Annotated in this window: 12 protein-coding genes, 5 tRNA genes and 1 other RNA gene; 9 read left to right on the forward strand and 9 right to left on the reverse strand. The window is 39.1% G+C overall.

Annotated features, from left to right (window positions below; genetic code table 11):
- Positions 1-9: 9 nt before the first annotated feature.
- From JG738_RS00605 to JG738_RS00630, 6 genes are read right to left on the reverse strand one after another with little or no spacing between them, the layout of a single operon-like run.
- Entirely contained in the window at positions 10-711 is a 702-nt protein-coding gene (locus tag JG738_RS00605) for a cytochrome c biogenesis CcdA family protein (RefSeq protein ID WP_201337875.1), read from the reverse strand.
- Between the two features lie 2 nt (positions 712-713).
- A complete protein-coding gene (locus JG738_RS00610; RefSeq protein ID WP_201337876.1) occupies positions 714-1,076 on the reverse strand; it encodes a carboxymuconolactone decarboxylase family protein in 363 nt (120 codons plus the stop codon).
- 9 nt (positions 1,077-1,085) lie between these two features.
- Positions 1,086-4,178 (reverse strand): efflux RND transporter permease subunit, encoded by a 3,093-nt coding sequence (locus JG738_RS00615; protein ID WP_201337877.1) that lies wholly within the window; start codon positions 4,176-4,178, stop codon positions 1,086-1,088.
- Positions 4,179-4,181: 3 nt separating this feature from the next.
- Positions 4,182-5,276 carry an efflux RND transporter periplasmic adaptor subunit gene (locus tag JG738_RS00620; RefSeq protein ID WP_201337878.1) on the reverse strand — a complete coding sequence of 365 codons (1,095 nt, stop codon included), beginning with the start codon at positions 5,274-5,276 and terminating at the stop codon, positions 4,182-4,184.
- Positions 5,273-6,544, reverse strand: a complete 1,272-nt coding sequence (locus JG738_RS00625) for a TolC family protein (protein WP_201337879.1) — start codon at positions 6,542-6,544, stop codon at positions 5,273-5,275. Before JG738_RS00625 ends, JG738_RS00620 begins: the two co-directional genes overlap by 4 nt.
- Complete coding sequence (locus tag JG738_RS00630; protein ID WP_201337880.1) at positions 6,541-7,146, reverse strand: TetR/AcrR family transcriptional regulator; 606 nt, start codon at positions 7,144-7,146, stop codon at positions 6,541-6,543. The genes JG738_RS00625 and JG738_RS00630 overlap by 4 nt, the downstream gene beginning before the upstream one ends.
- Positions 7,147-7,353: 207 nt before the next feature.
- Here JG738_RS00630 and JG738_RS00635 point away from each other — a divergent pair, with 207 nt between their 5' ends.
- From JG738_RS00635 to JG738_RS00645, 3 genes are read left to right on the forward strand one after another with little or no spacing between them, the layout of a single operon-like run.
- On the forward strand, positions 7,354-8,550 hold the full coding sequence (locus JG738_RS00635; RefSeq protein ID WP_201337881.1) for an NnrS family protein: 1,197 nt from the start codon (positions 7,354-7,356) through the stop codon (positions 8,548-8,550).
- Positions 8,551-8,561: 11 nt separating this feature from the next.
- Positions 8,562-9,113 (forward strand): Uma2 family endonuclease, encoded by a 552-nt coding sequence (locus JG738_RS00640; protein WP_201337882.1) that lies wholly within the window; start codon positions 8,562-8,564, stop codon positions 9,111-9,113.
- Positions 9,113-9,718, forward strand: coding sequence for a fumarylacetoacetate hydrolase family protein (locus tag JG738_RS00645; protein WP_201337883.1), 606 nt, complete (start codon positions 9,113-9,115; stop codon positions 9,716-9,718). The genes JG738_RS00640 and JG738_RS00645 overlap by 1 nt, the downstream gene beginning before the upstream one ends.
- Here the strand turns inward: JG738_RS00645 and JG738_RS00650 are convergent.
- Genes JG738_RS00650 through ilvD form a run of 3 tightly spaced genes read right to left on the reverse strand, consistent with a single transcriptional unit; the run spans position 9,702 to position 13,602 of the window.
- Complete coding sequence (locus JG738_RS00650) at positions 9,702-11,027, reverse strand: PAS domain-containing methyl-accepting chemotaxis protein (protein WP_201337884.1); 1,326 nt, start codon at positions 11,025-11,027, stop codon at positions 9,702-9,704. The two genes, JG738_RS00645 and JG738_RS00650, sit on opposite strands and share 17 nt — an antisense overlap.
- A gap of 12 nt (positions 11,028-11,039) precedes the next feature.
- Positions 11,040-11,918, reverse strand: coding sequence for a ribosome small subunit-dependent GTPase A (rsgA, locus tag JG738_RS00655; RefSeq protein ID WP_201337885.1), 879 nt, complete (start codon positions 11,916-11,918; stop codon positions 11,040-11,042).
- Positions 11,908-13,602: a dihydroxy-acid dehydratase gene (gene ilvD / locus JG738_RS00660; protein ID WP_201337886.1), complete on the reverse strand. Its 1,695-nt coding sequence runs from the start codon at positions 13,600-13,602 to the stop codon at positions 11,908-11,910. Before ilvD ends, rsgA begins: the two co-directional genes overlap by 11 nt.
- Before the next feature lie 92 nt (positions 13,603-13,694).
- Between ilvD and JG738_RS00665 the strand changes: the two genes are divergently transcribed.
- The 6 genes from JG738_RS00665 (at position 13,695) to ffs (ending at position 14,452) form a co-directional block, all read left to right on the forward strand.
- Positions 13,695-13,770, forward strand: a tRNA-Gly gene (locus JG738_RS00665).
- 77 nt (positions 13,771-13,847) lie between these two features.
- Positions 13,848-13,935: transfer RNA gene (locus tag JG738_RS00670), tRNA-Leu, on the forward strand.
- Positions 13,936-13,983: 48 nt separating this feature from the next.
- Positions 13,984-14,058: transfer RNA gene (locus tag JG738_RS00675), tRNA-Cys, on the forward strand.
- Between the two features lie 15 nt (positions 14,059-14,073).
- Positions 14,074-14,165: transfer RNA gene (locus tag JG738_RS00680), tRNA-Ser, on the forward strand.
- 33 nt (positions 14,166-14,198) lie between these two features.
- Positions 14,199-14,289 (forward strand) — tRNA-Ser (locus JG738_RS00685).
- 65 nt (positions 14,290-14,354) lie between these two features.
- Positions 14,355-14,452: signal recognition particle sRNA small type (ffs, locus tag JG738_RS00690), an RNA gene on the forward strand.
- The last annotated feature ends 32 nt before the right edge of the window (positions 14,453-14,484 follow it).

Consider the following 14,484-nt stretch of genomic DNA (forward strand, 5'->3'; position numbering starts at 1 on the left):
ATTACCCTTTCATAATTGCTGAAAACCTCTATAAAAAAAATAGCATCCAAACCCAATCAAAACAAGAGCAAAACTTTTATTCAAAAGAGTAGAGAGCTTTGCTACTGTTTTGTTTGAGACAACTCTTTGTGCAAATCCCACTGAAACTCCTGCAATTAAAAGCAGCAGTGAATGTCCAAGAGCAAAACTAAAAACAAGCATATATGCATACATATAGTGGCTGTTTGCTGCTAAAGTGATAATTGCTACCAAAGGAGCCGATGCGCAAGGGGTGCTTATGAGTCCAAAAACAATACCTATCAAAAAACCTCCAAAAAGGCGGAATCCAACAAGCTTTTCGATTATTTTGTTTTTTTCAATCTCACCAAAAAGACCCCATGCATACAGCCCAATCAATATGCTCACTCCTCCTGCAATACAATATGCCCACATAGGAGCGATTGAAAAAAAATAGCCAAATTTGGCAACCAAAAAGGCTAAAATGGAAAAACTAACAACCACTCCCAAAGCAAAAAAGAGAGAAAAAAGATAGGTAAAGAGGATCTTTTTACGACCTGATAAATCTTTATTAAGCGCTAAAACGGTTCCAACCAGCAAAGGGACGGAAATGAGTGAGCATGGAGCTGCTGCGGTAAGGCTTCCCGCAGCAAACGCTCCGAAAAATGCCAAAAAAGAGTGCGATGCCAAAAGGCTATCCAGCCAATGAGGCATCTTTACTCTTGTAGATTTTTTAGTGCCGCTTCAGCCACTCCTACCACACTGCTTGCGGCTGCATGGCGCACTATACGAATGACTGAAAGAATCTCTTCATTGCTTGCTCCCATCTTTTTGGCAGCTTTTGTATTGAGTTCCACACACTCTTCATTGCCCAAAGCCAAAGCTGCAGCTAAAAACACTAATGTGCTTGTTTTTGGATCAAGAGCGTTTTTCTCACTTTGCATACTAAGCTTTGAGCTAATTGCTTGCTCTACAATCAAACTTGGATCAACTTCGCTTGCTATTTCAATCGATTTTGGAAGAGATCCGAATCGATCTTTCATCATATTCATCACTTGCTCTGGTGTTGGTGTTTGCATCTTTTCTCCTTATTCAGTAATTTTTTCTATCGGATTAGTTTTTTTATTTCTAGGATCTGTGATATAGGCATACATTGGTACATAAATAAGTGTCAAAAGCGTTCCTACCAAAAGCCCGCCGATTGCCACATCTGCCAAAGGACTGAGTCGCTCTAACCCCACCGCTTGCTCTAAAGCGATTGGAATCATCCCGGCAATCGTTCCAAACGCTGTCATCATAACAGGGCGAAATCGCACCTTAACACTCTCAATCGCCGCTTCAAATGGGCTTTTTCCCTCTTTTTCATACTCTTTGTAAAAGTCAATTAAAAGGACTGCATTTTTAATGATAATTCCAAATAGAAGGAGTAGCCCTACCATACTCGGCATACAGCTTGGTTTATGGAAAATGAGCATTCCCCAAGCTGCTCCAATCATAGAAAGCGGCAACACCAAAATCATAATGATCGCAAGCCGAACCGATTCATAAATGGCTACAAGAGTCATAATAAGAATAATCACCCCAATGGCGATCGCTTTTATCATTCGCTTGAAGCTGTCATGGAGCTGAGCGATATCTCCTTCTTGCGTTACGACAAAGCCGGTTGTATCAACTTTTTGCAACGCTTTATTGGCATCATCTGTAATGTGTGTAACCGGTCTTTTTGCTCTGTATCCATTCACATCAATGCTATAGAGCAGTTTATCTCTTTCAATTTTTGCCGGAGTCAATTGATACGAAATTTTTGCAAATTCGTTTAAAGGAATTTCGCCAAATTTTGTTTTGATTGGCAAAAGCTTGAGGTTTTGGATATTTTCATTGAATTTGCCTTTGAGATACATCCTCACAAACTGCGTATTCATCGTAGCCATATCGGCTGCAAGTGAGACAATTTGACCCTTGATTGGTATTTGCATAGCAATCTGATATGGTGTGACACCATAAGAAAGTGCTTTGTTTTTGTCGATATTGATGACCACTTCTTGAAAATCTTTATCCCAGCTTTGACTAATGGAAGTGAGCCCTTTGACATTTCGTATCGCATCAATGACCTCTTTTGCCTTATCAGGGAGTTTCTCATAATCAGCGGCTTTGATACGAATATCAAGAGGCGCTTTAATGGTTGAAAGGGCAGTCGCTCCAAAATCAAAGACATCGTTTTTCTTCACACCCGGAAGCTGGGCGATTTTATCTCGAATAATGCTTTCAAGTTCCCAAATCGTTTTTTTCCTATGGAATCGATCCACTGCATTAATCGTAATCGTTGCTTCACTAGGCAAATTTCCGCTTCCAAGACTCAATACCCCGGACTCGCTCCCAAAGGCAACGGAGCTTGATTTTACCCAAGGCTGTTTATGAAGCCATACCAAAAATTTGTGCAGTTTTTTCTCAGCACTATCGACAGTCTCATTGGCACTAAAAGCAACTTGCGCTTTAATAATCCCCGTATCCATTGGAGGCATCACATCTTTTCCAATCAAAGGCATAACATTTTTGAGGCTCAAGACAAATGTAAGCATAACAGCAGCTGTGAGCATCATTCGCCTCAGTGCCCACCACTTTCCATTGGAAAACTTCAAAACACTCACATAGGGACCAATCAGTCGTCCTATAGTATATTTATAGACATCCTCAAACCATCGCTCAACCTTTGTTTTGCCTGTTCCATTTTTGTAAAGCACCGCTGAAAAGCGTGGGATAAAAGTAATGGATAAAAAGTAGCTCACAAGCAGTGCAATAATAAGCGTTGAAATAAGGGGTCTAAAGATATGCTCTGGAAAGTCTCCTACGAACATCAATGGAAAAATAATTGCAATCGTACCTGCGGTTCCAGCAAAGACCGGTCCTAAAACCTCTTTGGTACCATTGATGATTGCGGTTTGCATATCTTCATTGAGTTCCAGGTGTCTTTCGATATTTTCCAGCACAACAACAGCATCGTCAACCAGCATCCCGAGAGCCAAAATAATAGCGGTATAGATTACGATATTGAGCTCTCCTCCACCCAGCCAAATAATTGCAATCGTTCCAAAAAAGACAAGCGGAATCGAAATACCGGCAGCCAAAATCGCTCGAAAATTTCCAAGAAAGAAAAGCAGCACCAAAAGGGTATAGACAATTGCATCTCTTAGGGCTTCAAGCATATTTTCATTGGCTGTTTCAATGAGTGTTCGTTGCGTATCGGCAATCTCAAAATCGATATTTGGATAGAGTTTTTTGAGTTTTTCAATCTCTGCTCTTGCAGCATCACTTACATCCAACACACTTCCGCCTGGCGCTCGCTGAATAGACAGAGCAATCGCATTTTTACCGTTTCCAAGATAACCACTTGTTCGTTTTTTATAGCTCCAAGATACCTTTGCAATATCGCTTAGTTTGACATTTGGCAAGATATGAAGATTTTTGAGCTTTTCAATATTGTCTTTTTCACCATAATAGGTAATGGTATAAAAGCTCTCTTTGCTTTTGGTAAATCCTATTGGAATATCTTTATTGAGAGCGAACAACGCTTTTGCCAATGTGTCAAAATCGACTCCATACTTTTTGGCTTTAAATGGATCGACTTCGATATTGATGGCACTTTGATACCCTCCAAAAACCTCAACATTTCCAATATGAGGATTGGCTAAAAGGTATGGCTTGATATGCGACTCGGCGATTTTTCGAATCTCAGCTAAGCTGATATTGCCATTTTTAGGACTCAGTGCCACAACTTCGACAGGAAGCGTAAAATCCCCTACTGTATAGATAGAAGGATTGGCGTTTTTGGGAAGTTTCCCTCTAGCAATGGATAAAGCGTTTGCCACATCCACAGCTGCAGCTTCAAGTCCCTTTTCATACTCAAACTCAGCCTTTACAATGGAAAAGTTTGCCACATTCACACTGCTGACATCGCGAACCAGACTGATTCGGCTAATCTCTTCTTCTATTGGCTTGCTTACTGTGTTTGCTGCAACCTCGGCCGTTGCTCCAGGCACTGATGTAATGACCACGACTTGAGGTCTGTTGGCATCTGGGAAAAGATTTTTTGGAAGTGCTTTCAATCCAATAATCCCCATCGCAAAAAAGCCAACAATTAAACTAAAGAGCAGATAGGGCCGTTTATAAAAATATTCAAACATACGCTATCCTTTTATCTCTTTAAGCTTTATTCCACTTAAGAGTTTAAGCATGATATCCGGTTTTGCAACAACGATTTTTTTGCCATTAAGACTCTCTTTTACAACGACACCTTGGTTGGCATTTTCTATGATATGTACCTCTTTTGCCTCCGCGCTATTGCCCTTTACAACCAGAACATAGCTTTTCCCATTGCGATTTAAGATTGCATCATGCGGTAAAAGCTCTGCATCACCCTGAAAAGTTACTACTTCGATATTGACTCGCTCTCCTGCAATCAAACTGCTGTCTTCAACATCTACTCTATATTCAGCCAAAGAGTGGAATGTTGATTGTAACGGCGTAACCGGATAGACCTTTTTATTGTAAACAACACCAAAAACAGGCATATCTTTTGGCAGTCTCACTGTCAAATAACTATCTGTGTTGGTATTGATTGCAATAATTGGCTTCCCTGGCATCGCCATATCACCTTCATTCACAAATCGTTTTGCAACAACACCGTCAACGCTTGAGCGTAAAGTTGTATAGGTAAGCTCATTTTGAATCTCTTTAATACTCTCTTTTAAAGAAGCCAATTTCGCTCTTAGACTTGCAAGTTGTGCTTTTGTAGCGCTAATTTGATTTTGCTCTTTTTCATACTGCTCAATAGAAGCACCCTTAACAGCTAAAAGCTTTTTGGTTCTTGCATGAATCTTTTTGAGATTGCTTAAAACCACTTTTGTAGAAGCAATGCTTTGCGCTACAGCCTCTTTTTGCGCTTTGAGACTTGTCAGTTTTGATTGCAAAGGAGTATCATCAAGCCTGGCAACAATATCCCCTTTTTTAACCTTTACTCCAACTTTTGCTAACGCAATAATTCGGCCTGGATATTTTGAAGCTATCTTCATGTTTGCATCATTTTGTACTACCGCTATCGCATCAGCTGTTAGAGTCACATGCTTCGTTTTTGGCTGCAGTGTATGTACCAATACCGCATACTCTTTTGCAATAGGAATCGCAGATTCTAGGGCTTTTCTCTTTTTTACAAGCTTTACAGCACCTATAATGAGTAACACTACAATCAGTAAGAAGATAAGGAGTTTAATCCACTTTTTCATTTGACAATCCTTTCTAGATCATTTCCGTAAAGTACGGCAAGTTTTCCAACAATCTGCCATTTTTTTGCTTTGAGCGAAGCTAGATTTGCTTCAGCATCTAATAGCGCCTCTTCATATCTTAAGTACTCCTCTTGGGTAAGTCTTCCCACATCATATGCCGTTTTTGCATAGCGCAAAAGCTCTTCTTGATGGCGGACTTTTTTTTGTGCAAGTTTTTGTGCTCTTTCATTGAAAGTAAGCTGTTTTTGGAGTGATTTTGCTTGGGCCTGAAGCTCAAGTTTTGTTTTGGCTTTTTGTTTTTGCTCCTTTAAAAGAGCAGATTTTGCAATTTCGATTTGCGTAAGATTCGCTTTTGAAAGCGGTATAATAAGCTTGAGTGCTAAACTTGCATAATCGGTATCGATACTTTTATCAAACATCACATCATCTTGAGCATAATCTTTCGTATAACTTCCTTGCAAAATCAGCTTTGGAACAAACTCATCTTTGCTAGCTTCTACATCTTTTCTTTGTGCTTTGATCTTTTGATCAAAAAGCTTCAATACAAAAAGTTCATTTTTTTCAATTGCATTTTTTTGCACTACAGGCTCAATCTGTGATACTGCAACTCCGGTAAGGCTTTCAATTGCTTCTTTTGCTTTGGCTTCATTTGCTTTGACATTTTCCAAAGCAATGTCTAAACTATCAAGTACAGACTCGATCTTGTCCAAAGCAATTGGAGCAGCTCTGCCACTTTCAACCTTTATTTTCACATCTTCATAGGTTTTAAGAAGCGATGCTTTTCTGGCTTTGAGCGCTCTTTTGAGATCTTTCAAATAGTTTAGATTTGCATAACTTGCAAGCAGAATCGCTTCGTTTTTATAAATATCTAAATCTTTTTTGAGTTTTGCAGCCTCTATCAAAAAATCGAGCTTTTTTTGGAGTGTAAAAAGCTTTTTAACAAACAGGGGCATTGAAAACGTCCCACCAATTCGCTGGATATTTTTGGCAAAGGGAAGAGGCTTTTTTTTGGCTATGTGCCTGCTGGCTTCCGGAGGAGGAACGGGTCTTAGGTTTGTATCACGGTTGTAGTATTCATAACTGGCAAAGAGGTTGAACTCCGGATAGAGACTATCCTTTATTTTTTGTTTTTGCAGTCTTGCAATATCTATGGCGATCCTGTCCACTTCAGTAACAGGCTTCGTTTTTAGAGCTTTAAAAAGCTCTTGCAGCTGGGATGCCTGCAGAGTGACAAATGCAGCTACCGATAAGATAAACATTTTTTTCATGGAACTTTCCTTACTAGTTTTATCATTTTTCTAGCTAACAGTTTTGCAAAATCCTCTATATTTGGTTCAGGCATTACCTCATACCCTTCTACAAAACTCGCCACACGCTTACGAAGTTCTTTGGTCGTTTGATGCATAATGAGTGAGCTCACGATCATCATCTGCACCACCATGGGATTTTCTATCGCAAACTCCTCTTTTTCGATTCCTTCATTGAGAATCGATGTCAGTAAATTGAGAGTTTTTGAAAGATATCGTGCAGCAGTATCACTCATATGCTTCCCGTTATCAGCGAATTCATGAGCCAAAATCGCTGCAAAACAGGGGTTTTGTTGCAAAAACTCTCCAAAACCTTCAATATATTGCACTAATTTTTCTACCGGTTTTTTTGCTACAACTTTATCATTCAAATGACTCAAAAGCCTATCAAATCGAAAAAGTAGTACCGCCTCATAGAGTTCATCTTTGTTGGTGAAATGGTAATAGATTGCTGGCTTTGTAATACCAGCCTCTTTGGCGATTTTATCCAAAGAGATTCCTGTATAGCCATAGGTAGCAAAATGCTTTGCAGCAATTGTAAGAATCTCCTCTTTTTTGCTCATTTATTGTCCTTACTGATTGTTAAGTAAATAGTAACAAAATATAACTTAATCGAATCTTACTTTTTCTTTTTTTTGTATAAAACCTGTTGAAAAAAACAGTTTTTATTAAGGAAAGAAAACAGAAAAATCTCTGATAAAGAACAAGTTGCTTTATATCAATGCAACATAATAAGAGGATAGGATATACTTTTTAAAAAAAGGAGATATATGCAATTTACGCAGCAAAAGCTCTCTAGACGTGACTACTTTTTTTCCCAGCCCCATCAGCCTTTTTTTGTTTTAGGAATAGTAAATGCAATTATTTTTATGGGACTTTTTGTCCTTGCATATAGAGGTGTCTTTGATATTGATGCTAAGTTTTTTCATAGTTACTCCATGATTTTTTTAGTATTTACCAATTTCTTTTATGGGTTTTTATATACCACTTTTCCGCGATTTTCTGGAACTATGCCAATAGATGCAAGAATTTATTTAACTGTTTTTCTCCTGCAGTTAATAGCAACTCTCAGTTTTTTGGTATCAATATGGCTTCCTTTTGCCCTCTTTGCAGCAGCTCTTTTTGTCGCAGCTGGATTTGCTCTTACTTTACGTACATTTTATAGGATTTATAAATCCTGCCAGCTTCCTAAAAAGGATCAATATTGGATAATTGTAGCTTTGGGTGTAGGAGCTATAAGTGATATTCTCTTTTTGCTTTCACAAATATCGTGTCGTTGTAATACCCAAGTTTTTTTCGATACTGCAGTCAATTTTGGTGTCTATCTTTATATGATATTTTTAGCTTTTGTGGTAGCTCTGCGTATGGTGCCGTTTTTTAGCCATGTTATGGATTGGAAAAGGAATAGATTTTTGCATTTAGAGATTTTTGTGCTCTTTTTGCTCCATTCGTTCTTGCATGGTCTCTATCCTGCTGGAGTTTTTGTAGTAGATCTTCTCGCTGGTCTTTTGATAGCATGGGAACTCAAAAAGATTGCCCTTCCTTTTCCAAACAAAGAGCCTCTACTTTGGATTTTGCATATAGCCTTTTTTTGGCTAGCTGGTGGGTTAATACTTGGTTCACTGATAGAGGCGTATGAGCGTTTTTCGGGAGTCTACAGTTTTGCACTCCCTTTGCATCTTTTGCTCTTAGGATTTTTGACTACTATCCTTATAGGATTTGGTACACGGGTGACATTGGGACATAGTGGTAATATGCTGCGAGTAGATAGGGTGACAGTATGGATCTTCTATTTTACGCAAATTGTTGTGTTAGGAAGAGTTCTATTTAGCCTTTTTGCCGCACAAGGAAAAGTTTTTCCATTTTTTGATATAAGTGCTGCACTTTTTTTAGTACTTTTTATTTGGTGGTTGGGGAAATATTTTAAGATTTTAGCTTTTGGAGAGAAACTTGGTACAATGAAGTAGAGGAGTACTTCATGGGAGCACTTGAAAATCTAGAACATTATACATATGAAGATTATAAGCTGTGGGAAGGTGATTGGGAGCTGATTGATGGAGTGGCCTATACGATGGCTCCATCTCCAGTAAAGCGTCATCAGAGTTTGAGTGTAAAAATTTCTACGCAATTGGAAGAGTGGTTTGAAGATTGTGGTGAGTGTGAAGTATTGGTAGAAGAAGATTATAAGATTGCTGAAGATACAGTTGTACGTCCAGATATTGCAGTAGTATGTGATGATGAGAATGAAAATTACATAGCAAAAGCTCCACTCATAATTGTAGAGATAATCTCTCCCAAAACTGCAAGACGTGATGAGGTAGTAAAATTTTCTCTCTATGAAAAAGAGGGAGTAAAATACTATGTACTTATATATATGGATGATTTGCGTGCAAAAATATTTAAGCATAATGGCGAGCGATTTATTAAAGAGGGTGACTTTTCCCATGAAACTTATGAGTTTACTGAGAGCAAATGTCCTGCAAAAATAGATTTTGAAAGGGTTTTTAGAAAGTATAGAAAAAATAAGTAATGCAAACTGTAACTTTTGTCAATCAAAAAATAGTTCCTTGTAAAATAGTATGTATTGGAAGAAACTATGTAGAGCATATAAAAGAGTTCAATAATGAAATCCCCGATGAACCGGTCTATTTAATCAAGCCAAACTCTTCAATTGGAGATAAGCTTATAGCAAGAGATGGGATTCATTATGAAGCAGAGATTTGCTTTTTGATACAAAACAGACAAATAGCTGGCGTTGGATTTGGATTTGATTTGACTTTAAGAAATATCCAATCAAAACTAAAAGCAAAAGGTCTTCCTTGGGAGAGGGCAAAAGCTTTTAAAAATTCTGCTCTTTTTAGTAAATTTGTAGCGATTAAAGATTGGCATGGAATGGAAGTAGTACTGCATAAAAATGGTGAACTTGTTCAAAAGGGCGGGGTAGAACTCATGATTTATAAACCAGATTTTTTGGTAAAAGATATTGATACTATTTTTGGTCTTGATGATGGTGATATCATTATGAGTGGTACTCCAAAAGGTGTAGGAAGCGTAGAAAGAGGAGATATTTTTGTAGGGGAGATTCGCCAAAGGGATAGACAGCTAGTTGAAGTTATTTTTAAAGCAGATGCTTAAGATATAAATCCACCTCTTTAATATTTTCTTCAATATCGCAGATGTATTTGAGAGCAGTGTTCATAGATGGAGCTATCTCTTCTAGGGTCTTATTAGTATTTTCAACCAGATTTTGTACCTGCTGAAAAATAATAGTAAATTTTATATCTTCAAGCTTAGATGCTTCTATCAAACCATTTATTTGAATATAGTGAAGCTCTTTAATAAGGCGCTCTATTTTGTTGATAAAAAGAAGAGTCTCTTCAATATGATTTTTAAGAATGTTAGACTCCTTTGTCACTTCCATAGTTGAAGATTGCAAAACTTTTACAAAATCTTCCAATTTGTCTATGCACTCACCTTCATTGCAACTGTCATATTCAATGGTCTCTTTGAGGTAGTATAGAATCGCAAATATCTCGATATTGAGTGAAAGAAGATGTAAAATGGTGTTTTGGATTAGGCCATAGAGCTTTTGTGTGTTTTTGCGCAAGACAACAATATGTTTGCCTATACGTTCAGCATCTTTCTTGATCTCATTGGAAACTACAGCAAAAGATGCACCGATTGAACCTATTTTATGGCTTTCTACTGATGAGTTGAGGGCAATAAGAGAGAGTTCATCAGTGATTTCAAAAATATCACGAAACTTTTTTTCTAGTTCATTTCCCAAATCAATAAAAAAATAGAGTCTATTTTTCAAAGCACTATAAATATGCTCTATAACTTTTGCCATTTCGTAAATATGTTTGAGGCGAGGAATATCAGCAAGTTTATCTGGATCGATTGAGAGTTGAAAATAGTGCTCTTTAGAACGAAACTCTTCTAAAAGAGCAGTGATCATGAACTCTTCATAACTAGTAAAGCCTAAATCTTTAATCTTTTGTAAAAGAACCTTTTTTGAGATCTCCATACCCTCTTGTTGTTCAATGGTTTGAAGTTCATGGTAGAGCTCTCGTGCTATTGGAAAAAATTTGGTGGTAGGTTTGATACGTACAGAGAGATAGCCACTTTTTTTACCATGTTCTATAATTGGAAAAACGATTGCAAAAACCCAATAGTAGCTACCATCTTTTGCCATATTTTTTACATATCCTGCAAAAGGTTTGTTATGTTTTATGAAGTCCCAGAGATAATAAAATACAGCCCGGGGTATATCGGGATGGCGAATTATATTGTGAGGTTTTCCTCTAAGTTCTTTGGGTGAGTATTTTGCAATATTGTAAAATACTCTATTTCCGTAAATGATTTTACCGTGAGCATCGGTTTTAGAAAAAAAGACATCTTCAATATTAAATGGTGATTCAATATTTTTAGGTGAGGGACGCATCTTTTTCCTTCTTTATTTACATATAGTATCGAATTCTTTCCAAAAAAATTGCATAATTTTTAAATAATTTTTGAATCGACTGCAACTAATTTCACCCTTTTTCACAGCCTCTTTCACTGCACATCCAGGCTCATTAGTATGGGTGCAGTCAGGAAATTTACAGTGGTAGCACAAAAACTCTCTAAAGTAGCGGTGTACTTCTCTTTTGTCCATAAAGTATGTAGCTTCTACTTTACTAAATCCAGGAGTATCTGCAATAAAGGAGTTATGATTAAATGGATAGAGTGTTACAGCAGTTGTCGTGTGGCGCCCTCGTCCCAGCTTATGGTTGACCTCGCCTGTTTTAAGATCTATTTCAAGAAGTTTAGAGAGAAGTGTCGATTTTCCAGCACCACTTGGGCCGGCTACAATAGTGATATCATCTTGAATATATTTTTTTATCTTTTGTATCCCATCCTCTTGCATAGCACTAAGAGCAACTACTTCATAGCCAATGTTTTGGTAGAGATCTATCCATGTTTCAAGCTCGCTCTTATCTTCCAAAAGATCTATTTTATTGAAAATGATGATAGGCTCAATCTTTTTATATTCATAAACTGCTAAAAAATTATCTAAAAGATAGCTATCAAAATCGGGGCTCCTCATAGCCATTACTATAAGAACATTATCTACATTGGCGACAGGGGGACGAACTAAGAGATTTTTGCGAGGTTCAATCTTTTCGATAACAAATTGATCACCCATAATTTCGCCTTCAACAAAGTCTCCTGCATAGAGTTTTTGTTTTTTAATTTTTTTTCGCAATATGGAAGGATAGGTTTTAAGAGAATCGAGAAGTGTAACCCTGCTCGCAGCGGCGCTGCGATAGGTTATAAGAGCCTTAGCACTCATCTTTTAAAATAGCCCCATGGGCTGCATTTGTAACAAGAGATCTATATTGGCGTAACCAGCGTCCCGGAACATCTTTAACTTTTGGTTTGAAGTTTTTACGGCGCTCTTCAAGCTCTTCATCACTGAGTTTGACTTCAAGTGTATAGGTATCTACGTTGATATAGATCTCATCTCCATCTTGCAAGAGTCCTATAACGCCTCCTTCTGCAGCTTCTGGACTTACATGTCCAATACTAGCTCCTCTTGTAGCTCCACTAAAGCGTCCATCAGTGATGAGAGCAACTTTATCACCAAGATTCATACCGGCTATAAGACTTGTGGGAGCTAGCATCTCTTGCATACCAGGCCCTCCTTTAGGACCTTCATAGCGAATTACTACTACATGTCCAGGTTTGACTTTACCTCCAATAATACCATCAATAGCCTCTTGCTGACTATCAAAGCAAATAGCTTTCCCAGTAAACTCTCGCATATTAGGATCTATGCCTGCTGTTTTAACTACTGCTCCTTCCTGCGCAAGATTTCCAAAAAGAATTGCAAGACCTCCCACTTCGCTGTAAGGGTTTTCAACAGGGTGAATAATAGAGGTATCAAGAACTTTAGCATCTTTGATTCTATCAGCTACAGTGCCTCCTTCAATAACGGGATTATCGAGGTAGAGTACTGTATCGCTGCGTTTGCTTGCTTCCTTCATCACTGCGCTCACGCCACCAGCTTTGTGAATATCTTCCATATGGACTGTCTGCAAGCTCGGGGAGATCTTAGCAATGTGAGCAACATGCTTGCTAATTTCATTGAGTTTTGCGAGATCAAAATCGACTCCCGCCTCTTTGGCAATTGCCATCATGTGTAGCACAGTATTCGTACTGCCACCCATGGCCATATCGACAACAAAAGCGTTGTGTACAGCCTTTTCATTAATGATATTGCGGATGCGATACTGCTCTGTTAGTTTCTTATCTTTTGCTATTTCGCAGATGCATCTTGCAGCTTGACGCAAAAGCTCTTCTCGCTCAGGTGTGAGAGCAAGGATGGTACCGTTTCCTTTAAGAGCAATTCCCATCGCTTCCATGAGTGTATTCATTGAGTTTGCTGTAAACATTCCTGAGCAACTTCCTCCACTTGGACACGCTTCACACTCGATCTCATAAAGCTGTTCTTCGCTCATCTCTCCTTGTGCTACTTTGCCTACCGCTTCAAATGCGGTTGCCAGATCTATTGGGGTGCCATCGCTGAGGTGTCCTGCTTGCATAGGACCGCCACTTACAAAAATAGTAGGGACATTGACCCTCAAAGCCCCCATTATCATCCCAGGAGTAATCTTGTCACAATTTGGAATTGCAATCATCGCATCAAGCTTATGGGCATTCATAACTGTTTCAATAGAGTTAGCGATAATTTCACGACTAGGAAGAGAGTAGAGCATGCCATCATGCCCCATGGCAATCCCATCATCTACACCGATAGTATTAAACTCAAAAGGAACACATCCATTCTTGCGGATCTCATCTTTAATAATCTGAGCATATTTATTGAGAAAAAAGTGGCCTGGAATTATTTCTATAAAGGAGTTGGCAACACCGATAAAGGGTTTGTCAAAATCTTCATCTTTGAGACCAACAGCACGTAAAAGACTTCTGTGTGGAGCACGTTGATACCCCTTTTTTATCTCATCACTTCGCATAACTTCTCCTAACTTTTTGTTTTGATAATTATACTACACCCCCACATATTTACAAAGAGCACTTTTTTAGCTATAATTTCATTCCAACATTTGCGGGAGTAGCTCAGAGGCTAGAGCACCTCCTTGCCAAGGAGGGGGTCGCGGGTTCGAATCCCGTCTCCCGCTCCATAAACTCTCATGGATATAGCAAATCACGCCCTACATCCATTGTGAAGACCAATAGATGTTGTGGAGAGATTTATGCTGCCCGGGTGGCGGAATTGGTAGACGCAAGGGACTTAAAATCCCTCGGAGGTTTTCTCCGTGCCGGTTCAAGTCCGGCCTCGGGCACCATAATAGAAAATTAAATTTTTTTTGTGTATAATTTCTTCTGCAATTTTTGGCGCCATAGCCAAGTGGCTAAGGCAGGAGCCTGCAAAGCTCTGATCCCCGGTTCGAATCCGGGTGGCGCCTCCACTTATTGCTGCCTCTGGGGAGGTGGCGGAGCTGGTTGAACGCACCGGTCTTGAAAACCGGCGTAGGTGATGAGCCTACCGTGGGTTCGAATCCCACCCTCCCCGCCATGAATTAAAATCACGAGCTTACCATAAATTGATGGGGAGATGGCCGAGTGGTTGAAGGCGCACGCCTGGAACGCGTGTAGGGGTTAACAGCCCCTCGAGGGTTCGAATCCCTCTCTCTCCGCCATAGATTTATGGTATAATACCTCTTCCAAGCGGAGCGCTGAGAGTAGTCTGCTACTTTGAACGCTCCGCTCAGACCCGTGCGACGGACAGTTGCGGCAAAGCTTCAGGGCGGGAACGCAGCAGAGCACCGCAGCTGTCCGGGCGCCGCGGGTATCTGGGTGGGGTCTTTTGGTATAATGCTTCCTAAAAAGGAAGC

Source organism: Nitratiruptor sp. YY08-26 (assembly GCF_016593215.1).
Classification (GTDB): Bacteria; Campylobacterota; Campylobacteria; order Campylobacterales; family Nitratiruptoraceae; genus Nitratiruptor; species Nitratiruptor tergarcus.